Origin of the sequence: Arthrobacter sp. NPDC056727 (assembly GCF_042790555.1) — a bacterium.
Lineage (GTDB): Bacteria > Actinomycetota > Actinomycetes > Actinomycetales > Micrococcaceae > Arthrobacter.
The window spans coordinates 47,678-67,681 of the sequence record NZ_JBHTZA010000018.1 but is presented as its reverse complement, the minus strand read 5'-3'; the positions used below and the strand labels follow the sequence as shown (position 1 = coordinate 67,681).

The 20,004-nt window shown below is 67.8% G+C and carries 20 protein-coding genes; 5 read left to right on the top strand and 15 right to left on the bottom strand.

Features of this window, described 5'->3' with window-relative positions; translation table 11 throughout:
* Positions 1–22: 22 nt before the first annotated feature.
* Positions 23–1,114, bottom strand: coding sequence for a histidinol-phosphate transaminase (gene hisC / locus ACFRAH_RS17375; RefSeq protein WP_377992147.1), 1,092 nt, complete (start codon positions 1,112–1,114; stop codon positions 23–25).
* Between the two features lie 433 nt (positions 1,115–1,547).
* Here hisC and ACFRAH_RS17370 point away from each other — a divergent pair, with 433 nt between their 5' ends.
* Entirely contained in the window at positions 1,548–2,849 is a 1,302-nt protein-coding gene (locus ACFRAH_RS17370; protein ID WP_377992179.1) for an amino acid permease, read from the top strand.
* Between the two features lie 9 nt (positions 2,850–2,858).
* On the opposite strand, the gene ACFRAH_RS17365 is transcribed toward ACFRAH_RS17370, so the two are convergent.
* Both ACFRAH_RS17365 and ACFRAH_RS17360 read right to left on the bottom strand, forming a co-directional pair.
* Entirely contained in the window at positions 2,859–3,560 is a 702-nt protein-coding gene (locus ACFRAH_RS17365; protein ID WP_377992178.1) for an SCO1664 family protein, read from the bottom strand.
* Positions 3,561–3,588: 28 nt separating this feature from the next.
* Positions 3,589–4,236 carry an MSMEG_4193 family putative phosphomutase gene (locus tag ACFRAH_RS17360; RefSeq protein ID WP_377992146.1) on the bottom strand — a complete coding sequence of 216 codons (648 nt, stop codon included), beginning with the start codon at positions 4,234–4,236 and terminating at the stop codon, positions 3,589–3,591.
* Between the two features lie 57 nt (positions 4,237–4,293).
* Between ACFRAH_RS17360 and ACFRAH_RS17355 the strand changes: the two genes are divergently transcribed.
* A complete protein-coding gene (locus tag ACFRAH_RS17355; RefSeq protein ID WP_377992145.1) occupies positions 4,294–5,682 on the top strand; it encodes a sigma 54-interacting transcriptional regulator in 1,389 nt (462 codons plus the stop codon).
* Between the two features lie 43 nt (positions 5,683–5,725).
* Positions 5,726–7,732, top strand: coding sequence for a VWA domain-containing protein (locus ACFRAH_RS17350; RefSeq protein ID WP_377992177.1), 2,007 nt, complete (start codon positions 5,726–5,728; stop codon positions 7,730–7,732).
* A gap of 4 nt (positions 7,733–7,736) precedes the next feature.
* On the opposite strand, the gene ACFRAH_RS17345 is transcribed toward ACFRAH_RS17350, so the two are convergent.
* The gene (locus ACFRAH_RS17345; RefSeq protein ID WP_377992144.1) at positions 7,737–8,081 is read right to left on the bottom strand and encodes a hypothetical protein; all 345 of its coding nucleotides are present in this window, start codon (positions 8,079–8,081) and stop codon (positions 7,737–7,739) included.
* Between the two features lie 144 nt (positions 8,082–8,225).
* Here ACFRAH_RS17345 and ACFRAH_RS17340 point away from each other — a divergent pair, with 144 nt between their 5' ends.
* Positions 8,226–9,089 (top strand): helix-turn-helix transcriptional regulator, encoded by an 864-nt coding sequence (locus ACFRAH_RS17340; RefSeq protein WP_377992143.1) that lies wholly within the window; start codon positions 8,226–8,228, stop codon positions 9,087–9,089.
* 36 nt (positions 9,090–9,125) lie between these two features.
* Here ACFRAH_RS17340 and ACFRAH_RS17335 read toward each other — a convergent pair whose 3' ends face one another.
* From ACFRAH_RS17335 to ACFRAH_RS17290, 10 genes are all read right to left on the bottom strand, one after another.
* Positions 9,126–9,470: a hypothetical protein gene (locus ACFRAH_RS17335; RefSeq protein ID WP_377992142.1), complete on the bottom strand. Its 345-nt coding sequence runs from the start codon at positions 9,468–9,470 to the stop codon at positions 9,126–9,128.
* A gap of 109 nt (positions 9,471–9,579) precedes the next feature.
* Positions 9,580–10,353, bottom strand: a complete 774-nt coding sequence (locus tag ACFRAH_RS17330) for an NYN domain-containing protein (protein WP_377992141.1) — start codon at positions 10,351–10,353, stop codon at positions 9,580–9,582.
* Between the two features lie 71 nt (positions 10,354–10,424).
* Positions 10,425–11,414, bottom strand: a complete 990-nt coding sequence (locus tag ACFRAH_RS17325) for a cyclase family protein (protein WP_377992140.1) — start codon at positions 11,412–11,414, stop codon at positions 10,425–10,427.
* Positions 11,411–11,668 carry a hypothetical protein gene (locus ACFRAH_RS17320; RefSeq protein ID WP_377992139.1) on the bottom strand — a complete coding sequence of 86 codons (258 nt, stop codon included), beginning with the start codon at positions 11,666–11,668 and terminating at the stop codon, positions 11,411–11,413. The genes ACFRAH_RS17325 and ACFRAH_RS17320 overlap by 4 nt, the downstream gene beginning before the upstream one ends.
* An 11-nt stretch (positions 11,669–11,679) precedes the next feature.
* Positions 11,680–13,026 carry a TRAP transporter large permease subunit gene (locus tag ACFRAH_RS17315; protein ID WP_377992138.1) on the bottom strand — a complete coding sequence of 449 codons (1,347 nt, stop codon included), beginning with the start codon at positions 13,024–13,026 and terminating at the stop codon, positions 11,680–11,682.
* A 79-nt stretch (positions 13,027–13,105) separates the two neighbouring features.
* Positions 13,106–13,891: a DUF1932 domain-containing protein gene (locus ACFRAH_RS17310; RefSeq protein WP_377992137.1), complete on the bottom strand. Its 786-nt coding sequence runs from the start codon at positions 13,889–13,891 to the stop codon at positions 13,106–13,108.
* A 10-nt stretch (positions 13,892–13,901) separates the two neighbouring features.
* Entirely contained in the window at positions 13,902–14,531 is a 630-nt protein-coding gene (locus ACFRAH_RS17305; protein ID WP_377992136.1) for a methyltransferase, read from the bottom strand.
* A gap of 54 nt (positions 14,532–14,585) precedes the next feature.
* On the bottom strand, positions 14,586–15,587 hold the full coding sequence (locus tag ACFRAH_RS17300) for a tripartite tricarboxylate transporter substrate binding protein (RefSeq protein ID WP_377992135.1): 1,002 nt from the start codon (positions 15,585–15,587) through the stop codon (positions 14,586–14,588).
* Between the two features lie 57 nt (positions 15,588–15,644).
* Positions 15,645–17,147, bottom strand: a complete 1,503-nt coding sequence (locus tag ACFRAH_RS17295) for a tripartite tricarboxylate transporter permease (protein WP_377992134.1) — start codon at positions 17,145–17,147, stop codon at positions 15,645–15,647.
* A gap of 2 nt (positions 17,148–17,149) precedes the next feature.
* The gene (locus tag ACFRAH_RS17290; protein WP_377992133.1) at positions 17,150–17,653 is read right to left on the bottom strand and encodes a tripartite tricarboxylate transporter TctB family protein; all 504 of its coding nucleotides are present in this window, start codon (positions 17,651–17,653) and stop codon (positions 17,150–17,152) included.
* Between the two features lie 122 nt (positions 17,654–17,775).
* Between ACFRAH_RS17290 and ACFRAH_RS17285 the strand changes: the two genes are divergently transcribed.
* Complete coding sequence (locus tag ACFRAH_RS17285) at positions 17,776–18,573, top strand: IclR family transcriptional regulator (protein WP_377992132.1); 798 nt, start codon at positions 17,776–17,778, stop codon at positions 18,571–18,573.
* 68 nt (positions 18,574–18,641) lie between these two features.
* On the opposite strand, the gene ACFRAH_RS17280 is transcribed toward ACFRAH_RS17285, so the two are convergent.
* Positions 18,642–19,994: an adenylosuccinate lyase family protein gene (locus ACFRAH_RS17280; RefSeq protein ID WP_377992131.1), complete on the bottom strand. Its 1,353-nt coding sequence runs from the start codon at positions 19,992–19,994 to the stop codon at positions 18,642–18,644.
* Positions 19,995–20,004: the final 10 nt, after the last annotated feature.

Sequence of the window (20,004 nt, the reverse complement as noted above, 5' to 3'; positions counted from 1 at the left end):
GGTTAAAAGTTGGGGGAGCGGATCAGTGCTGGCGGAGCAGCAGACGGGCGGCCTGGCGGGCGATGGCCAGCACACGGCTGTTGGCTTCGGCTGTTCCCACGGAGACGCGGATGCCTTCGGCCGGGAAGACCCGCACCGAGATGGCGTTGTCCTCGAACAGCCTGGCCAGGTCCCCGGTGTGGATGCCCGAATCCAGCCACAGGAAGTTCGCGCCCGACGGCCGCACCGGAAGACCGGCGTCGAGCAGCCCGGAATAGACACGCTGGCGCTCGCGGATCAGCACGTCGATGCGCTCCTGAAGCTCCTTCTCGGCCTTCAGCGAGGCCAGCCCTGCCTCCTGCGCCAGGGCCGTCACCGCAAAGGGCACGGCCACCTTGCGCAGGGCGGAAACCAGCTCCGGCGCGCCGATGGCATAGCCGAGGCGCAGTCCCGCCAGGCCGTAGGCCTTGGAGAAGGTATGCAGGACCACCACGTTGGAATGCTTCCGGAAAAGGTCCACTCCCACGGCGGTTTCCGGATGGTCGTTGAAGTGCAGGTACGCCTCATCGATGACAACCAGCACATCCGACGGCACCGCCTCGAGGAACTGTTCGACGGCGGAGGCGCTGAGTACCGCTCCCGTCGGGTTGTTCGGGTTGCATACGAAGATGGCCCGCGTGCGCGGGGTGACCGCGTCCGCCATCGCCTGCAGGTCGTGGCCGCCGTCGGGGGCCAGGGGGACCGGCTGGGGTTCGGCTCCCGCGACTGTGGCCAGGATCGGGTAGGCCTCGAAGGACCGCCACGCGAACATCACCTGGTCGCCCGGGTTGGTCACGGCGTGGATGATCTGCGACGCAACCTCCACGGAGCCGGCTCCGAAAGCGATGTTCGCGGCGGTGATCCCCCAGCGCTCGGCGATGGCTGCGGCCAGGGAGTCCGCGGACATGGACGGATAGAGGTGGATGCCTGAAACGGCGCCGGCCACGGCCTCCACCACCGAGGGCAGGGGCGGATACGGGTTCTCGTTGGAAGACAGCTTGAACGGTGCAAGCCCGTCCACGGACTTGGGCGCTGCTCCCTGCCGGTAGGCCGGGATCGCGTCGAGGCCGGCCCGCTGCCCGATGGTGCTGGTCATGTTTTCCTCCGGATGTTGCTGCCCTGCGGCTCTGTTGTGGTCTGGGGCACACCGTAAGGAACGGCTGGAGGGCTAAACAAGTTAGCTACCAGCGACTGCACAATGTGCACAGCTTGCTCCCCAAAGCGGCAGGGATGGGTAGCAATTTGCGAGGCAAATTTCGGATTAGTTGCCACGTCCAGGGGGAGTGACTAGCGTCACTCCCGGACTCCCCAACGACGGAGCCGCGACCACTGGGCGGTCAAGGAAGACCTGCCCTTTTGGCTGTCCATGAACCTCCAGGCGGTCCACCCGCTTGTCACATCCCGATACGAGGCAATCTATGAACGAGGCAACCACCATCGTCCACCCGCCGGCGGCAGCTCCGCCCGCGCAGGGACCCACAACGCAGGGACCCACACTCGGCCGCTCACTGAAGTCCCGGCAACTGACCATGATGGGGCTGGGCAGCGCCATTGGGGCCGGCCTGTTCCTGGGTTCGGGCGTCGGTGTCAAGGCGGCCGGGCCGGCGGTCCTGATCTCCTACCTGGTGGCAGGGACCCTGGTCATCCTGGTCATGAGGGCGCTGGGGGAACTCGCGGCCGCCAACCCCAACATCGGGGCATTCTCTGTGTACGCCGAGAAGGCCTTCGGGAAGACGGCCGGCTCCACGCTGGGCTGGCTCTGGTGGTTCCAGCTGGTGGTGGTGATTGCCGCGGAAGCGGTCGGCGCGGCCGGGCTCCTGGCAACGGTGTTTCCGGAACTGCCGGTCTGGCTACTGTCGCTGGTTTTTGTCACTGCGTTCACTGCCGTGAACGTGGCCGGCGTCCGCAACTACGGCGAGTTTGAATTCTGGTTCGCGATCCTCAAGGTGGCAGCCATCGGAGCCTTCATCCTGATCGGCGCCGCCCTCATCTTTGGATGGCTGCCGGCCGTGGACTCACCGGGCCTGACCAACCTCTTCGGCCACGGCGGCTTCGCGCCGACCGGGCTGGCGGGCGTGGCCTCCGCCCTGCTCGTGGTGGTCTTCGCCTTTGGCGGCACGGAAATCGTCAGCGTTGCCGCCGCCGAGACCCAGGACCCGGTCCGGAGCGTCGGCAAGGCGATCCGCACCGTGGTGTGGCGGATCATGGTGTTCTACATCGGCTCGCTCCTCGTCATCGTCACCGTAGTTCCGTGGGACTCAGGACAGCTCGCCTCCCCGTTCGCGGCAGTGCTGCACGTTGCCGGCATCCCCGGCGCGGAGACCGCCATCACCCTTGTCGCCGTCGTCGCCCTGCTCTCGGCGCTCAACGCCAACCTCTACGGCGCATCCCGCATGGTGTTCTCGCTCGCGGAGCGCGGTGAGGCGCCCAAGGGACTGACCCGGCTCAACCAGGCGAAGGCGCCGGTCCGGGCAGTGCTGGCGTCAGTGGCCTTCGGCGTCGGATCGACCGTTCTGGAGCTCTTCTTCCCGGGCAAGGTCCTGCCGCTGCTGCTCGGCCTGGTGGGTTCCACCGTGCTGGTTGTCTGGGCCTCGGTGCTCCTTTCCCAGTTCGTCCTGCGGCGCCGCGCTGACCGGGAGGGACGTGCGCTTCCGCTGCGGATGTGGGCGTTTCCGTATCTGAGCTATGTGGCCATGGCCATCCTGGCCGCCATCCTTATCCTGGGCTTCCTCGATGCCGGAACCAGGATCCAGCTGCTCTCGACGTTCGCGCTCACCGCAGCCATCGCCGTCGCCTGCCGCATCGCGGACCGGGCACGCAGCCGGAGATAGGGAGCCTGCCTACACCAGCGGCCACGGGTAGCGCATGCCTGTGTGGTCCACCGGCAGCACCGGTTCGTGCAGCAGGCGGCGCACCCGGCGCTGGAGGGCAGTGACCTCGGACCCGTCGAGGAGTTCGGCAACCTCGGCGGGTACGGCGTCCGCGAGCGGGGCGATATCTTCGAGAAGCGCCTCGGGGATCGGGTCGCCGGCGAAGTCCCAAATGACGGTGCGCAGTTTGAAGACTGCCGAGAAGCACAGGCCGTGGTCGATGCCCCACACCCGCCCGTCGTCGCCGCGCAGCACGTGGCCGCTTTTGCGGTCCGTGTTGTTGGCGACGTAATCGAACAGGGCGATCCGCGCGAGGTCGCGGTGGGTCTCCGGGATGTCGGCGTACAGGGTGAAGTAATGCTCGCTGAAGTCGCAGTCGATGAACCACTGCAGCGACCCCACCCCAAGCGGCGCCTCCTCGCGGATCACCGTCGGGGGCACGAATCCCCAGCCCAGGGACTCGCTGAGCAGGTACGCCGCCCGTTCCCGCCGGTACAGCCCCGGCTCGAAATCGGACAGCGGCCGCTCCCCGGCCTCCGGCTTGTACACGGCAAAGGCGGAGTCGTCGCCGGCGAAGATCCGGACCAGGAACGTCTCGTTGCTGCTGCGCGGGATGCGCCCGATCAGCTCCACCTCGCCATCGGCCAGAAGGGTCAGCTCCCGTCCGGACACCGGCTGCCCCGTCACCGGCTGGCCTGTCTCACGCCCGCAGCCCGCTCAGCGGTTCTGACGTCGAATTCACCATGAGCACGGAAGGGCCTTCACCCTCCGAATAGGAGATGGCCGAGACCGACCCCGGGCTGATGACAATTCTCTGGAAGAGATCCAGGGGTGTGCCCAGGGCGTGGGCGACGGCGGCCTTGATTGGATCGGCATGGGAAAAGCAGACGACGACGCCCCCAGCGTGCGCTCTGCCCAGCACCCCCAGTGCCCCCACGATCCGCGCCTGCATCTGGATGAAGCTCTCGCCGCCGGGGAAGCAGAAGGCCGACGGGTTGTGCTGCACCGTCTGCCACTGGGGCAGCGCCGCCAGCTCGGAGAGGGCGGCGCCGGTCCACTCGCCGAAGTCGCATTCGATCAGGCCAGGCTCTTCGTGCACCTCCAGTCCGGTGCGGGCTGCGGTGGGTTCGGCCGTCTCGCAGGTGCGCTCCAGCGGCGAGGTGTAGAGGCCGGAAACCGGAAGGCCGGCGAGCCGTTCCGCCACGCGTCCGGCCTGCGCCCGGCCCCGCTCGGACAGGTGCAGCCCCGGTGCCCGCCCCGGCAGCACCATGCCCGTGGTGGGTGTCTCCCCGTGGCGCACCAGAAGAAGGAGTGTGCTCTCCGGTCTCGACGGCGGTGCTGCAGTCACGCAATAAGCGTAGCGGTAGGGGGTGCCATGGTCAGGGTCCGGGATTACCGTAGAGGGGTGAGTGATCGTCCCGATATCTTCACCGTTGGTGAACTGCGTGCATCCGGCCACGTCCACAAGGACCTGCGCCACGAGATCCGCGACAACCTGATCGCCGCGCTCGCGGCGGGCCGCGATCCGTGGCCGGGGCTGTTCGGGTTCAGCCGGACCGTCCTCCCCCAGCTTGAGCGTGCCCTGATCGCCGGGCACGATGTGGTCCTGCTCGGCGAACGCGGGCAGGGCAAGACGCGCCTGCTCCGCACCCTGGCCGGGCTGCTCGACGAGTGGTCCCCGGTGATCGAGGAATCGGAACTCAACGAGCACCCGTACGAACCGATCACCGAGCAGTCCCGCGCCCGCGCCCTCACCGAAGGGGACCGGATGCGGGTGGCATGGCGCCACCGCTCGGAACGGTACGTCGAAAAGCTCGCGACGCCGGACACCTCGGTGGCCGACCTCATCGGCGACGTCGACCCGATGCGGGTGGCCGAGGGGCGCCGGCTCGGTGACCCGGAAACCATCCACTACGGCCTCGTGCCGCGCTCCAACCGCGGGATCATCGCCATCAACGAACTGCCGGACCTCGCCGAACGGATCCAGGTGTCGATGCTGAACGTGATGGAGGAACGCGACATCCAGATCCGCGGCTACGTGCTGCGGCTGCCGCTTGACGTGCTCGTCGTGGCGTCCGCCAACCCGGAGGACTACACCAACCGCGGCCGGATCATCACGCCCCTGAAGGACCGCTTCGGCGCCGAAATCCGCACCCACTACCCGATCGAGCTGGACGACGAGGTCTCCGTCATCCGCCAGGAGGGGAAACTGGTGGCCGACGTTCCGCCCGTCCTCCTCGAGATCCTGGCCCGCTACACCCGGGCGCTGCGGGAGTCCCCGGCCATCAACCAGACCTCCGGGGTTTCCGCCCGCTTCGCCATCGCGGGCGCCGAAACCGTCGCCGCCGCAGCGCTGCGCCGGGCCAGCGTCCGCGGGGAGGAGCACGCCGTGGCACGGATCATCGACCTGGAGTCAGCGGTGGAAGTCCTTACCGGCAAGATCGAGTTCGAATCAGGTGAGGAGGGGCGCGAACAGGGCGTCCTGGACCACCTGCTCCGGACAGCCACCGCCGAAGCCGTTCGCGCGCACTTCAAGGGCCTCGACATGGGCCCGCTCGTGGCTGCCCTCGACGGCCACAAGACCGTCACCACCGGTGACCAGGTCACGGCGCGGGAGTTCCTGGCGAACCTTCCGGCCCTCAACGGATCAAGTCTCTACGACAAAATCAGTGAGCGCCTCGGCGCGGAAAACGACGGCCAGCGGGCCGCCGCCGTCGAACTTGCACTGGAGGGCCTCTACCTTGCCCGGCGGATCTCCAAGGAGTCCGACGACGAGGAAACGGTCTACGGCTAAGCACAGTTACTGCCGGTACAGATTAGCGAGTACAGGAGGCATGATGACCCTGCACAACCGGTCCAGGTACGGCCGGTACGCCGGAGGTCCGGATCCGCTTGCCCCGCCGGTGGATCTGGCCGAGGCGCTGGACGCCATCGCCGAGGACGTCATGGCGGGGTACTCGCCCCGGCACGCCCTCCAGGAGTACCTGCGGCGGGGCGGCCAGAACCGCGAAGGGCTCGACAACCTGGCCCGGCGAGTCCAGCAGCGGCGGCGCGAATTGCTGGGCCGGCACCGGCTGGACGGCACCCTCAACGAGGTCAGGAAGCTGCTGGACACGGCAGTGCTGGAGGAGCGCAAGCAACTGGCCCGCGACGCCATGATGGACAACACCGACCGTGCCTTCCGCGAGATGCAGCTGCAGAACCTGCCCGCGTCCACGGCAGCGGCGGTCAACGAACTCGCGTCCTATGACTGGCAGTCCAGCAGCGCCCGCGAGGCGTATGAGAGGATCAGGGACCTGCTGGGCCGCGAGGTTCTTGACCAGCGGTTTGCCGGCATGAAGCAGGCGCTCGAGAACGCCACGGATGAGGACCGCGAAGCCGTGGGCGCAATGCTGCGCGACCTCAACGACCTGCTCGGCAAGCACCGGCGCGGCGAGGACACCGACGCGGATTTCCGGGAGTTCATGGCCAAGCACGGCGACTTCTTCCCGGAGAACCCGCAGTCAGTCGAGGAGCTGGTGGACGCCCTCGCCAAGCGCGCGGCCGCGGCCCAGCGCCTCCTGCAGTCGATGTCCGCCGAGCAGCGCGATGAGCTGATGCGGCTGTCCGCCCAGGCGTTCGGCTCGCCCGAGCTGATGGCCCAGCTCAACCAGCTCGACGGCAGCCTGCGGGACCTGCGGCCCGGCGAGGACTGGAGCGGCTCCGAACGCTTCGGCGGCCAGGAAGGGCTCGGACTGGGTGACGGAACCGGTGTTCTGCAGGACATCGCCGAACTCGACGAGCTCTCCGAACAGCTCTCCCAGTCGTACAACGGGTCCTCCCTCGACGACCTGGACCTGGATGCCCTGGCGCGCCAGCTGGGGCAGAACGCCGCCGTGACGGCCCGCACGCTCGCCGAGATCGAGCGGGCGATGCAGGACGGCGGCTACCTGCGGCGCGGATCCGACGGCGACCTCAGGCTGTCGCCGCAGGCCATGCGGCGGCTCGGAAGGTCGCTGCTGCGGGACACCGCCAGGCAGCTGTCCGGACGCCAAGGCAGCCGGGACACGCGGGTCGCGGGGGCCGCCGGCGAGCAGACCGGCTCCAGCCGGCAGTGGGAGTTCGGCGATGCCGAGCCCTGGGACGTCACCCGCACCATGACCAACGCCATCCGCCGGACCATGGCCGGCGGCGGTGATCCGGCCAGCGGACTGCACCTCGCCGTCGGTGACATCGAGGTGACGGAGACGGAGGCGCGGACCCAGGCCGCCGTCGTCCTCCTTGCCGACGTGTCGTTTTCGATGGCGGCCGAGGGGCGGTGGGTTCCGATGAAGCGCACGGCTCTCGCCCTGCATCACCTGGTCTCAACGAAGTTCCGCGGGGACCGGCTGCAGCTGATCACGTTCGGCCGCTACGCCCAGGCGATGGACATCGGCGAGCTGACAGCGCTTCCGGCCCTGCGGGAGCAGGGGACCAACCTGCACCACGGTCTGCTGCTGGCCGGGCGGTTCTTCCGCAAGCACCCGTCGATGCAGCCCGTCCTCCTGGTGGTGACCGACGGCGAACCCACCGCGCACCTGCTGCCGGACGGCGAGTCGTGGTTCTGCTGGCCGCCGGACCCGGAGACCATCCGCGTGACGGTGGCCGAGCTGGAGCGGCTGGGGCGTGCCGGCACGCAGGCGACCTTCTTCCGGCTCGGCGACGACCCCGGCCTGGAACGCTTTACCCGGCGGCTGGCCCTCCGGATCGACGGAAAGGTGGTTGCGCCCGAGACCGGAGACCTGGGTGCCGCCGTCGTCGGGGCGTATCTCCGCACGCACTTCCGGGACGGGCTGTACGACGACGACTGGGCCGCCGGGATTTAGCCGGTCAGGCGGCTGCCAGCTCAGCAGGAACGGCCGGCAGAACTGCAAGCGTCGGCGCCGTGGGCTTGGGTGCCACGATGCTGAACCGGTAGTCGCGCTGGAGCGGATCGACCTGGACGGGCAGGTGGTGGGAGCGGGCGCAGCCGCGGAGCTCTTCGAGAGCCTGGGGTTCCACCTCGGCGAGGGTCATGTCCAGTTCCAGCGACAGCCCCGGGACGAGCGAGTCGGCGCGCTTCATGACGTCGTACAGGCCCTGAATGCTCTGGACGGTCACATGACCCTGGGTCTTGACCTGGGCCTTGGCGCCGTCAAGGTCAACGCTGACCAGCACCCGAAGCTTCTCGTTCACTAAGTTTCTCCCCGTTTTAGAAAGGGCCACCACGCTGTGGCCCCGAACAACGATAAACGAATGTGACGTGGCTAACAAGTCCGTGGGCTGGGGGGTCCTGCCCGGGCCTCCCAGAGCCTCTGGTTGCTGGGGTCTAATGGCAGCATGAGCAGGAAAGACGACATCCGCAAGTTCCTCGTCTCCCGGCGGGCGAACGTCAGCCTCGCGCAGGCCGGGCTGCCCGACTTCGGCGACGAGCGGCGCGTCCCCGGGCTCCGGCGCGAGGAGGTCGCCCAGCTGGCCGGCGTCAGCGTCGACTACTACACCCGGCTGGAACGCGGCAACCTCCACGGCGCGTCCGAGGGCGTGCTGAACGCGATCGCCCGCGCACTGCACCTGACCGACGTCGAACGCGAACACCTGCTGGACCTCGCCCGTCCCGCCTCGGCTGCAGCGAACGCTTCGGGGAGGACGACGGCGGCCGTCGCCGTCCGCGCGTCGGTCCAGCGGGTGCTCGACAACCTGGCTATGCCCGCCGTCGTCTACAACGCCCGCCACGACCTCGTCGCCTCGAACCTGCTGGGGCGGGCGCTGTTCTCGCCGCACTTCGACTCCGACCGGCCCAACATGGCCCGCTTCATCTTCCTGGACTCCCGCGCGAAGGACTACTACGCGGACTGGCCGCTCGCGTGCCGCCTGACCGCAGCGATGCTCCGCTACGAGGCCGGCCGCGACCCCCTCAACGCCGAGATCACGGAACTCATCGGCGAACTCGCCACCCGCAGCCCCCAGTTCCGGAAGGACTGGGCGGACCAGGACGTCCACGAGCACCGCACCGGCAGGAAGGTCTACGTCCACCCCGAGGTGGGCGCCATGGACCTGACCTACGACGTGTTCGAGATGCCCGGCGAACCGGGACTGTCCATCTCCACGTACACCCCCGATGAGGGCTCCGAATCAGCCGACAAGCTCATCCTGCTCGCCAGCTGGGCGGCGACCCAGGAGTTTGGCCCCGGCCCCGGGGCGTAGCAGCGTAACGGGCACGTGCCTCCGGCCCCGAGGCACTCAGGCGGCCACGAAGCCGCCGCTCGCCCAGCGACGCAGTTCCACCTTTTCGGTTTCATCAAATTCCATGAGGGCAACCCGGCACAGTTCCTCCACATTTTCCGTCCACGCCGCCGCCAGTTCGGCCGCAGTGGCCGTGTCGCTGAGCTGAAAGTCCACATAACCGAAGCCCTGGATGACAAAGTTGACCGCGTTCCGGGAGACGGGCTGGCCTGCAGTGACGCAGTCATCCCGGACAAGTCTCGCCAGTTCGCTGCGGGTGGCAGGGTTTTCCCGGAGGCGTGCCTCCAAAGCCAGGAACATCTGCCGGAACTGCGCCTGCGAGAGGGCTGGGACGTCAGTCACGCGCGCGACCTGTTCCTCAATGCCTGGCTGGACCGCGGCTTCGGTGGGCAGGTCCGCATTTGAAAACCGTTTCGTGTCCCAGACCCAGCCACCTTGCGCCGCCGTGTACTCACCCGTTGCCCAGTTGGGCGACCCATGTCCCGAATTTTCCGTAGCCGCCCCAGTCCGCCTTGAGTGACGGGTCCGCTGTCAATGCCCTGTGGGCCACCAGGGCGCCTGCCACCGGTCCGGGCGCGCTGCGGACAAACTCGCCGACCTCATTGACGGCGGGTGAAACGGCCTTGGTCCTTCCCGGGAGAACGCTGCCTTTGGTATCAACGGAACGGATCGCAGGCATGGGCTCAGATGTCGTGCCGTGGAGAATGGCCACGAAGTCGTGGGACTCGACGACGTTGTCTGCCATCTCGCGGTAGGCGAAGGCCACGGCGCCTGCCGCGATCACGGTGGTCATGCGGTCTGCGGCCCTGAACCGCTGTATCAGCGACGTGAAGTCGGCGTCAGCCGACGCGATGAAAAACTCCTCGATGCCCGCCGGGCCGGCCAGGGCGTCCATGGCGTCGAGCACGAGGTTGATGTCCGTGCTGCTCTTGCCCCGCTGGGTCAGGGAAGGGCAGTCGATGACGCGGAATCCCGCCCTGGTCCAGTACGTCCGGTACTTGGAGTACACCACGGGGTTGAGGTAGCAGTTGCGGATCAGGAAGCGGCGCGACTGCTCGCCGGCGCCACCCGCAGACAGCGCATCCGCCCAATGCTTTGGATCCTCGGCGAACCGCTTGGCTGCGAGTGGGTCCAGCCCATGCAGTCCGGTGTAGACATTGTCGAAGTCAACAAACATCGCGGCGCGGATGCCTGGCCGCCTGGACTGCGGATTCGCTTCCATCATTGGCTCAGTGTGCCAGCATGGTCGTGCTGCCACCAGATGACGTGGCCGGTCCGCCCCTACCTCACGGGAGGTTACGTCACCGCCGTCGCATTGGCCGGCGAGCCGGTGGCCCCCGTGATGTTCAGCGGCTTGATGGTGACCAACGCATCCCAGGTTCCGGCCGCCCTCAGGTGCCGGGTCAGCGGGCCAAGCTGCCAGAGTTCGCCCAGGGGCAGGCCGAGTTTGGCGAGGAGCTGCTGGTGCATCATGCCGTGGTCGTTCGGTGCCGTGTCCCGGAACGGGCTCGTGGCGACCGGCGGGAGACATTCGACGGCGAAGTTGTCCGCGGCGACGACGGCGAGCCGGTTGTCCCAGGCCCAGGCGACGAACTCAGCCGACTGTTCGATCCCGCTGGCCCTGCGGCTGTCGCGCAGGCTCTCCTTGTCCTGTGTCGGGAGCGCGAGGAACCATTCGCACCATCCCGTGTGCAGCATGAGGATGTCCCCGGGCCGGAGGGAAACGGACTGCGCTTCGGCGGCCGCCTGGACCAGGGGGAGGCCCAGTGGTTGCCCGGCCGCGTGGTCGATCGGCGTGCCCTGGTCCCGGCAGTAACCGTCGATGTCCACCAGGACGCCCCGGCCGACGATGGGCTGCTCGGCCCACGCCTGGATGCCGAGGGCGGCGGTCCCTTCCCGGATGTCGTCGTCGGGCGTGCCGTTGTAGAAGCCGGCGTCGTCGGCCCGGCGGTGCCGGAGGCCGTCGATCTGGCTGGAGCCCTGGAGGTAGTACCCGTCGAGGTAGTCGTCGCGGTGGGCCGGGTGCGCCGAGTAGATCGTGTGCCGGGGAGCCCGGCGCTTCAGGGACATGCCGGGGTCGAAGGCATCGGCGGGGTAGTCAAGGCCGAAGGCGGTGCCGGTGCGTATGCAGGCGGAGGCTTCGCGGACAGAATCGGGGCCGATAAAGGACGGGGTGCCCCGTCCGGCGTCGGGAAAAAGGCCCCAGGAGGTTCCCGAGAGGTGCCCTTCCCGTTCCAGCAGTGCCTCGTAGGAAGGGTAGGTTGTGCCGGATTCCGTGGAGGTCATGGGGTGCGGGCTTCCTGCTGCTGGTGGTTCTGCTTGGCGGGCTGCTTGTAGCTGAGCAGGAACCCGGCGATGGCGCACACGGAGGCCGCGATGCAGGCCGGGCCCTTGACGCCTTCGTTCAGGGCTGCCAGCCACCCGCCCTGGCCCGTGACCAGGGCGAGTGCCTGCCCTGCAACGAAAACTACGCCAGAGACGAGGAGCACGGCCAGGCTGGCCACGAAGACGGCGTTGATGGTGTGTCGAAGCTTCTGCATTTCCACGCTTCCTAGAGGGGGACGCCGATGGGGAGGGCGCCGACGGCGATCAGCACGCCGATGGCCAGCAGTGGCAGGGCGTAGAGGACGAACAGGCGGGCAAAGGTCTTGATCGGGTCGACGTCGGCGATGCCGCAGGCGACATACAGGGGTGCGCCTCCCGGCGGAACCGCTGCCTCGCAGGAGGAGAAGACCAGCACCGCGACAGCAGCCGTGGTGGCGGGCACGCCGGCGGCAACCAGCGTGGCCACGCCGACGGTTCCGACGGCGGCCATGGTCGCCGTTGCGGACAATGGAGCCGCGACCGCGATCACGATCAGCCCGATCAGGATGGCCAGCAGCCACAACGGCAGGTGGAGCTCGTTCAGCAGCGCCGTCATCTGCTTGGGCAGGCCGGTGGCGGCCAGGGCGTTGGCCCCCGCGAACGCGAACACCACCGTGACGCCGACGACGCCGAAGCGCGGGGCCGACTGCTGCAGGAAGTCCCAGTAGGCCTTCGGGCTGCGCGGCAGCCGTTTCCGCCCCAGGATGGTTCCGGTGATGATGAGGATCACGGGGATCCAGACGATGACGCTGACGGATTTGGTCACATCTGAACCGGCCCAGTCCGTCAGCGCCGCGGCGATGGCCCCGGAGGTGATGATCAGCGGGATGGCCACAACCACGAACAGGAGCAGGGTGGCCCAGCCCTGGATGAACGCCTGCCGGACGGGACTCCGGTGGGCTTGGTCCAGGGGCGACATGTCGCTCTTGCGGATCAGCACGTACGTGATGATCAGGCGGTGCAGGAAGCACCAGAGCCCGCCCAGCAGCAGGGGAAGGACAAGGTCGTTGATCTGCAGCAGCGGCCCGACCGTCGCGGATCCGACGAGGACGAACATGGAGGCGCTGAACGGAAAGGTGATGCCCATTCCGGCGTTCCCGGCCACGAGCGTGGCCGCGGACGGTTTGTCCAGCCGGGACTTTTCCATCCAGGGGATGGTCACCGAGCCCACGGTCGCGGCGATCGCCGCCTGGTTGTGGACCACCCCGCCCAGGCCCGCCGACGCGACCGTGGAGACCCAGGCCGGGCCGCCTTTGACGCCGCCGATCAGGGAGTTCAGCAGGTCGATGAGCCGGTCCAGCACGCCGGTCCGCTCCAGCAGGTATCCCATGAAGACGAACGCCATGGTGGCGTAGACGATCTCATCGGTGATCGCGTCGTAGAACGAGCTCCAGCCGACGTCGGCGGCGGCCCCGGTGAACGGAAGGACAACGAGGAACCCGAGGAGCATGGCTTCGCCGACGCTGCGCTTGATGACAGTCGTCCAGAGCAGGATGACGGCCAGGTAGGCTCCCAGCGCCCAGATGCCGGTCATCGGACTGCTCCCTTGGGGTTTTCGTTGGTTTCCGGATTCATCGTTGACTCCCTGTTCATTGATTCTGCCTCATGCGCGGTCAGCGCAGGGCTGCCTCCTGTGCGGGTACCGCGGCGATCCGCGCCAGGGCTGCCGCCGAGGCTTCGGTCATTTCCGCGGGGACGCCGAGTTCGCCAAGGTAGTTCGCGGTGTCCTGCATTTCCCGGGACCTGCGCACGGCGTGCTTGGCCGTTCCGGTGAGGAACCTGTCGATGACGGCCTGGCCGTCCCCGGCCAGCTGGCGTGCGATCTGCTCCCGGATCCAGTCTTCAAGCCCTGCTGCCCGGCCGGCCGTGACGGCTTCGACCACGATCGATGCCAGGCCCTTCATCAGGACGCTGCGCAGCAGCTTGTGGGACATTGCCGCCCCCGGCCCGCCGTTGGCGATTTCGACGTCGACGCCCAGCGGCGTCAGCAGCTCCGCCACCGCGTCGGAGCCGGGACCGCTGACCATAAGCGGGGTTTGGGCGCCGAGGGCGGACACCGGTCCAAGGATGGCGACGTCGGCAAAGCGCGCTTCGCCGGGCAGACGGCCGAGCTCCTCCATCACCACGGGGGAGGACGACGTGAAGTCCGCGTAGGTGCTTCCTGCCGCGAGCACGGGCAGGCATCCCTCGGCGACGCTGCGGGCAGCGGCTGCGCCGGTGAGGACCAGGACGATGTCCGCGTCCCGGCAGGCTTCGGCGGCGGTGGCGGCCCGCATTGTTCCCGCCGGGGTGGAGGGGGCCACGGGGTCGAACCCGGTGACCTTGTGGCCGGCTTCAGCCAGCGCTTCGGCGTAGGCCGCGCCCGCCTCGCCGAGGCCGATGATGGTGCACTTTGTCATGGTTTTTTCCTTACTGCTGGCCGCGGGCGGCGATGATCGAGGCACGGCGGTTGGTCTCGTCCGCGAAGACGGCTTCCGCGGCGTCCGCCACGGCCTCGGCCTGCTCACGGGGGATGACGACGACGCCGTCGGAGTCGCCGACGATGATGTCGCCCGGCAGGACCGGAACGCCGCCGAAGGCGACCGGGCCGCCGATCCGGTGCGGCCCGTTCTTGTACGGGCCTGCCGGGGTGACCGCCCGGGCGAACACTGGCATGCCGATCTCGCCGAGGGCCTCGGCGTCGCGGGCCGCGCCGTCAAGGGCGAAGCCTGCGATGCCGAGGCTGATGGCGCGCTCGCCGATCAGCTCGCCCAGCAGGGCCCGGGACTCGTCCGCGCCGCCTGAGACCACGATGACGTCGCCCGGCTTGGCCTGCCCCAGGGCCTCGTGGATGCCCTGGTTGTCGCCCGGGCGGGTCCAGACGGTGAAGGCGGGACCGGCGATTTTCGCCCCGGGCCAGATCGCCTGGATCGCTGAGTCGGCGACGCCCAGCCGGTCCATGGCGTCACCGATGTTCGCGGCGGGCAGCTTGGCCAGCCGCTCGACCAGTTCCTGGTCCGGGCGGGTGAAGGAGGTGTCCTGAAGGGCGGGGGTGGTCATGGCGGTGTCTTCCCTGGTGGTGTTGGTGTGAGCTTGGACGGGCGGGTAGTGAAGCTAGTCCTTCTTCTGCACGAGCGGCAGGACCTTCTTGAAGTCCGCTTCCTGCCCGGCCCAGAAGGTCTCGTAGTCCTTGCCGGAGAGGTAGCTGGTCTGCAGGCCGAGGTCGTTCATCTTCTTGACGACCTCCGGGTCCTCGATGGCCTTCTGGAACGCGGCTTCGAGCTTCTTGGCAACGGCGTCCGGCAGGCCGGCGGGGGCGGAGTAGCCGCGGGCGGTGCCGGCTTCGACGTCGTACCCGCTTTCCTTGAACGTGGGCACGTCCGGCAGCGACGGGGACCGCTCGGCGGTCATGATGCCCAGCACCCGGGCCTTGTTCTGCTTGGTCAGGTCGGTCACGTCACTGACGTTCGCCACCAGGATGTCCACGTGCTTGCCCAGGAATGCCGTGGTGGCCTGGGAGGCTCCTTCGGAGAAGTGGACCGGGGCGAACTCGGCGCCGGTGTTTTCCTGGATCTGGGCCAGCGCGAAGTGCTCGCCGGTCTGCAGGCCGGTGGTGCTTGCGGTGAGGGACTTGGGCTTGGCCTTGGCCGCGTCCAGCAGTTCCTTCAGCGTCTTGTACGGGCTGTCCGGCTGGACGGCGATGACGGCCGGGTCGATGACCTGGCGGCCCAGCGGCTGGAAGCTGCTTCGCGTGTACTTCGCACCGCGGGCCGGGTCAAGCGGGGACACGACGACGGACGGGGAACCGGTGGCGCCGATGGTGTAACCGTCGGGCTTGGCGCTGGTCAGCTGGGTGTAGCCGATCTGGCCGCCGGCGCCGGGCTTGTTGATGACCTCAACGTTGGTGCCGAGTTCCTTTTCCAGCACGGGCTGGACGAGGCGGGCGGCGGTGTCCACGGCGCCGCCGGAGGAGAAGGCGACAATGAGGTCAATGGTCTTGCCCTTCTTGGGGAAGTCGTCCCCGGAGGCTGAGTTCGCGCCGGCGTTGGCACCGCAGCCGGTGAGGGCGAGCAGGGCGGCTGCGGCAAGGGCCGCGGTTACTTTCTTGCGTGACATGTGTCTTCTCCTTCGAAGAGGTTGATTGGTTTGGTGGCGTTGGGGTGGAAATCGGGTTTAGGCTTCGGGGTCCTCAGTGAGGGCTTTGGGCTTGCGGAACTTCAGCAGCGGGCTGCAGATGATCAGTACGCCCAGGCCGATCAGTACCGCGGAGATGGGACGGTTGAGGAAGACGCTGAAGTCGCCCTGGGAGATCTCCAGCGACTCGCGCAGCGAGCGTTCCATCAGCGGCCCCAGGACCAGGGTCAGGACCATCGGGGCCAGCGGAATGTCCAGGTTCCGTAAGGCCAGGCCGAGGAGGCCGAAACCGATCATGACGAAGACATCGAAGACGCTGAAGTTGATGGTGTACGCACCGATGACCATGAACAGCAGGATCAAGGCCGTCAGGATGGGAGTGGGGACGCGGAGGATCGAGGTCCACAGGCCGACCAGGGGGACGTTGAGCAGCAGCAGGAGGACGTTGCCGATGAAGAGGCTCGCGATGATCGCCCACGCAATTTCAGAGTGTTCGGTGAACAGGCTGGGTCCGGGCGTGAGGCCCTGCTGGAGGAAGGCCCCCATGAGGACGGCGATGGTGGGCGAGGCGGGAATGCCGAGGGTGAAGAGCGGGATGAGCGCGGCGTTGGCGTGGGCGTTGTTTGCCGTTTCCGGTCCGGCAACACCTTCGACCGCTCCCTTGCCAAGTTCGTGGCGGAACCGGGAGAACTTCTTTTCCGATGCATAGGACAGCAGGGAGGACACAGACCCCGTCATTCCCGGGATCAGGCCCAGGCCGAAGCCGACGCCGGTGCCGCGGGCCATGGCCGGCGCGCTGCGGCGCCATTCGGTCCGTGAGGGGAACAGCGAACGGAAGCCGGGGGCGTGGACCAGGGGAGTCTCGGCGTTCTTGCGGTAGGAAAGGATTTCGGAGAGGCCGAAGACTCCGACGATGACGGCCACGAAGCTCACACCGTCCAGGAGCCGGTCCATGCCGAAGGTGAAGCGGGGCGCGCCGGCGACGGGGTCGATGCCGACCATGGAGATGAGAAGGCCCAGGGCCCCTGAGATCAATGCCTTGACCATTGATTTTCCTGCAAGTGCGACCAGCAGCGAGATGCCGACGACCATGAGCGCGAAGAACTCCGGCGGACCTACCAGCAGGCCGAGTTCGCCAAGGGGTTTGGCGGCGGCGACGAGTCCGATGGTGGCAATGGTTCCGCCGATGAAGGATCCGACGGCGGCCAGGGTCAGTGCGGCTCCGGCCCTGCCGAGCTTTGTCATGGCATAACCGTCGATGGTGGTGATCGCCGATGATGCCTCACCGGGCGTGTTCAGCAGGACACTGGTGATCGTGCCGCCGTACTGGGTGCCATAGAAAATCGCGCACAGCATGATGATCGACCCCGCGGGGTCAAGGTTCAGGGTGAGCGGGATCAGCAGGGCGACTCCGGCCACCGGGCCCACGCCGGGCAGGACGCCGATGATGGTGCCGAGGAGGCATCCAAGGAAGGCGAAAATCAGGTTCTGCCATGTCATGGCGGTGGCAAAGCCGCCCAGCAGTTCGTTGAGGGTGTCCATGTCTAGAGTCCGATCAGGTTCAGGACGGGAATGGATGAGACTGGCAGGGCCACGTTCAGGCCGTAGTTGAAGGCGTAGAAGGCTCCGACGCTCCCGGCCAGCGAGGTCAGCAGGGCGGTCAGCCAGCTCCTCTTCCCCCGGATCTTCAGGTGGAACATCAGGAAGAGGAACATGCTCAGCTGGAAGCCGAGCAGGTCCAGCACTGCTGCCAGCAGCACAAGGCTGACGACGACGGCGAGTACCAGGCCGCCGTCGGCCCCCTCACCGGCGGCGCTGGGTTTCTTCAGCTCCTGAAGCAGCCACAGAACCGACATCGACACGAGCACCGCGCCCATGGCGAACGGGAACAGCCCGGGGCCCGGCCCCAGGGAGGTCCACAGGCCCAGGCTTACCGAGCTAACAAGTACGTAGACGCCCAGTGCCGCGAAGGCGGCGATCCCTGCGAGAACGTTGCGCGCTGGCCTCGCCCGGGTAGGGGACTGGGTCACGGTCGACTCCGTTGTCATCAAAATTGCCTTCCAATTGCTTTCATAGAATGAAAGTCTCTTACGTCAGAAGAAATAGTGACACGGCCCACAGGTGCTGTCAAGCGGGCCGGGCAGGCGCAGAAGTTACATAGAATGAAAGAATGACGGTGATGAATGCGCAGCCCGGCACTGCGGCGGACGACGGCGGCAAGCCCTCCAACATGCGCTCGCTGTCGCGGGCGATGGAAGTCTTTGCCGAACTTCAGCGGGCCGACCGGCCCCAGCGGCTCAGCGACCTGGCGCGGAACTGCGGCATGAGCCTGCCGACGACGCTGCGGATCCTGCGGGTCCTGCAGGATTTCGGCATGGTCAGCCAGACGGACAAGACGTACCGGATCGGGCCGGCCGTGCTGCCGGCGGCGCGGAGTTATATCGAGAACGACCCCCTGGTGACCGCGTCCCGCCCGGTGCTCCAGCAGGTGGCGGCGCAGACCGGCATGACTGCGTCCCTTTATACGCGCCTGGGCTTCGAGCGCATCCTGGTGGCCCGCGTCGACGGCGACGCCCCGCTGCGGTATGACATGCCCCTGGGCAAGCGGCTGCCGCTTACGGTCGGCGCAGCGGGCAAGATCCTGCTGGCGGGCGCCCCGGACGAACACCTCCAGGAAGTGGTGCAGGGGGCGGTGGCGGCCGGGCATGAAATGCCGACCTTCAGCCTTGCCGAGCTCAAGGCCCGCCTGCCCGAACCCGGGACGGACTATGCGTACTCGGCCGACGAGCGCGCCACCGGAGTGCTTTCGATCGCGATCGCCATCAACAGGTCCGGGCTGCCCAGCGAGTCGATGGCGCTGACCAGCCCCGTGGAAGCAGCCACCGAGGACGGGCTGAAGGCTGGGGTGCCCGAACTGCGCCGCGCTGCTGCCCGGCTTGCCGAACTGCTCGAGGGAACCGTCTACTGAGATTTAACGGATACGACCGCCCCTGCCGCAGCGCTGGCAGGGGCGGTCGTGACGTTCTTGGGTAGCCGCTAACGGGTGCGGGCGGAGATGACCTGTTTGGTCATGGCGCCCGCACTGCCAAGGTAGCCTGCGGGATCGCAGAGCTGTGCGATGCGGTCTGCCCCGAGGTGCTGGACCAGTTCCGGGTGTTTGAGGAGTTCGGATTCCAGCGTGGTGCGGGTTTCGATGGCGGTCTTGCAGGCGTCGTAGATGACGTGGTGGGCTTCCTGGCGGCCGAGGACGGGGGCGACGGCCATCATGACGGCTTCGGCGACGATGAGCCCGCCGGTGATGGCGGTGTTTTCGCGCATCCGGTCGACGTCCACCTCGAGTCCGGAGAGCATGAATTCGGCCTGGGCGAGGGAGCTGGAGAGCAGCAGGAACGACTCCGGGATGGTGGCCCATTCCAGGTGCCAGGGCCCGGTGGCGCGTTCGAAGTCCTGCACCATGGCGTCGAGCATGGTGGAGGACTTGTCCCTGAGCATCTTTGCCGCTGCGAGCATCAGTTCACAGGAGATCGGGTTGCGCTTTTGCGGCATGGTGGAGCTCGCACCGCGGCCCATGACGAAGGGCTCGGCCATTTCGCCGTACTCGGAGGAGCACATCAGCATGACATCCAGGGCGATCTTGCCGAGGGAACCGCCGATGTTGGCCAGCAGGGACACCAGTTCGGCCAGGCCGTCGCGGGCGACGTGCCAGGTGATATCCGGGTCGGTCAGGCCGAGCTCCGCTGCCAGGGCGGCGCGTGTTTCCAGGCCTTCGGGCCCTTCGCCGAGGGAGGCGAGGGTGCCTGCCGCTCCGCCGAACTGGACCATGAGGTCGCGCTCGGCTGCCTGGGCGAGCCGATCGGCCTGCCGGTCGAGGGAGGAAAGCCAGACGGCGCAGCGGTAGCCGAAGGTTACGGGCAGGGCGTGCTGCAGGTGGGTGCGGCCGGCGGCCAGGGTGTTCACGTGGGTTTCGGCGAGCCGGGCCAGCGCTGCCCTGACTGCGTTGACCTGTTCGGTGAGGATGGCGACGCCTGCCTTGCACTGGAGCATCGTGGCGGTGTCCATGATGTCCTGGGTGGTGGCGCCCCAGTGGATGTAGCCGCCGTCGTCGCCGCACTGCTCCGAGAGCTGCTGCACGATGGGCAGGATGGGGTAGCCGACGATTTCGGTTTCGCGGCGGAGCCGTTCCTGGTCGAGTCCGGCGAAGTTGGCGGTTTGGGTGATGCGGGCCGCCGCGTCTGCCGGGATGAGGCCAACGCGGGCTTCGGCGCGGGCGAGGGCCGTTTCTGTGTCGATGATGCGGCTGACGTAGGCGTCGTCGCTGAAGACTTCGCGCATGCGGGTGGTGCCAAACATGTCGCGGAACAGCAGGGAGTCGTAAACGGTGGAGCTCATGGGTGGATCC

Bases quoted from the DNA above. Each gene is read 5' to 3' on its own strand.
- ACFRAH_RS17330 (WP_377992141.1), bottom strand. From the start codon at position 10,353: ATGATGGAAGCGAATCCGCAGTCCAGGCGGCCAGGCATCCGCGCCGCG.
- ACFRAH_RS17320 (WP_377992139.1), bottom strand. From the start codon at position 11,668: ATGCAGAAGCTTCGACACACCATCAACGCCGTCTTCGTGGCCAGCCTG.
- ACFRAH_RS17370 (WP_377992179.1), top strand. From the start codon at position 1,548: ATGATGGGGCTGGGCAGCGCCATTGGGGCCGGCCTGTTCCTGGGTTCG.
- ACFRAH_RS17300 (WP_377992135.1), bottom strand. From the start codon at position 15,587: ATGTCACGCAAGAAAGTAACCGCGGCCCTTGCCGCAGCCGCCCTGCTC.
- ACFRAH_RS17350 (WP_377992177.1), top strand. From the start codon at position 5,726: ATGACCCTGCACAACCGGTCCAGGTACGGCCGGTACGCCGGAGGTCCG.
- ACFRAH_RS17295 (WP_377992134.1), bottom strand. From the start codon at position 17,147: ATGGACACCCTCAACGAACTGCTGGGCGGCTTTGCCACCGCCATGACA.
- ACFRAH_RS17290 (WP_377992133.1), bottom strand. From the start codon at position 17,653: ATGACAACGGAGTCGACCGTGACCCAGTCCCCTACCCGGGCGAGGCCA.
- hisC (WP_377992147.1), bottom strand. From the start codon at position 1,114: ATGACCAGCACCATCGGGCAGCGGGCCGGCCTCGACGCGATCCCGGCC.
- ACFRAH_RS17340 (WP_377992143.1), top strand. From the start codon at position 8,226: ATGAGCAGGAAAGACGACATCCGCAAGTTCCTCGTCTCCCGGCGGGCG.
- ACFRAH_RS17285 (WP_377992132.1), top strand. From the start codon at position 17,776: ATGACGGTGATGAATGCGCAGCCCGGCACTGCGGCGGACGACGGCGGC.
- ACFRAH_RS17315 (WP_377992138.1), bottom strand. From the start codon at position 13,026: ATGACCGGCATCTGGGCGCTGGGAGCCTACCTGGCCGTCATCCTGCTC.
- ACFRAH_RS17305 (WP_377992136.1), bottom strand. From the start codon at position 14,531: ATGACCACCCCCGCCCTTCAGGACACCTCCTTCACCCGCCCGGACCAG.
- ACFRAH_RS17325 (WP_377992140.1), bottom strand. From the start codon at position 11,414: ATGACCTCCACGGAATCCGGCACAACCTACCCTTCCTACGAGGCACTG.
- ACFRAH_RS17280 (WP_377992131.1), bottom strand. From the start codon at position 19,994: ATGAGCTCCACCGTTTACGACTCCCTGCTGTTCCGCGACATGTTTGGC.
- ACFRAH_RS17310 (WP_377992137.1), bottom strand. From the start codon at position 13,891: ATGACAAAGTGCACCATCATCGGCCTCGGCGAGGCGGGCGCGGCCTAC.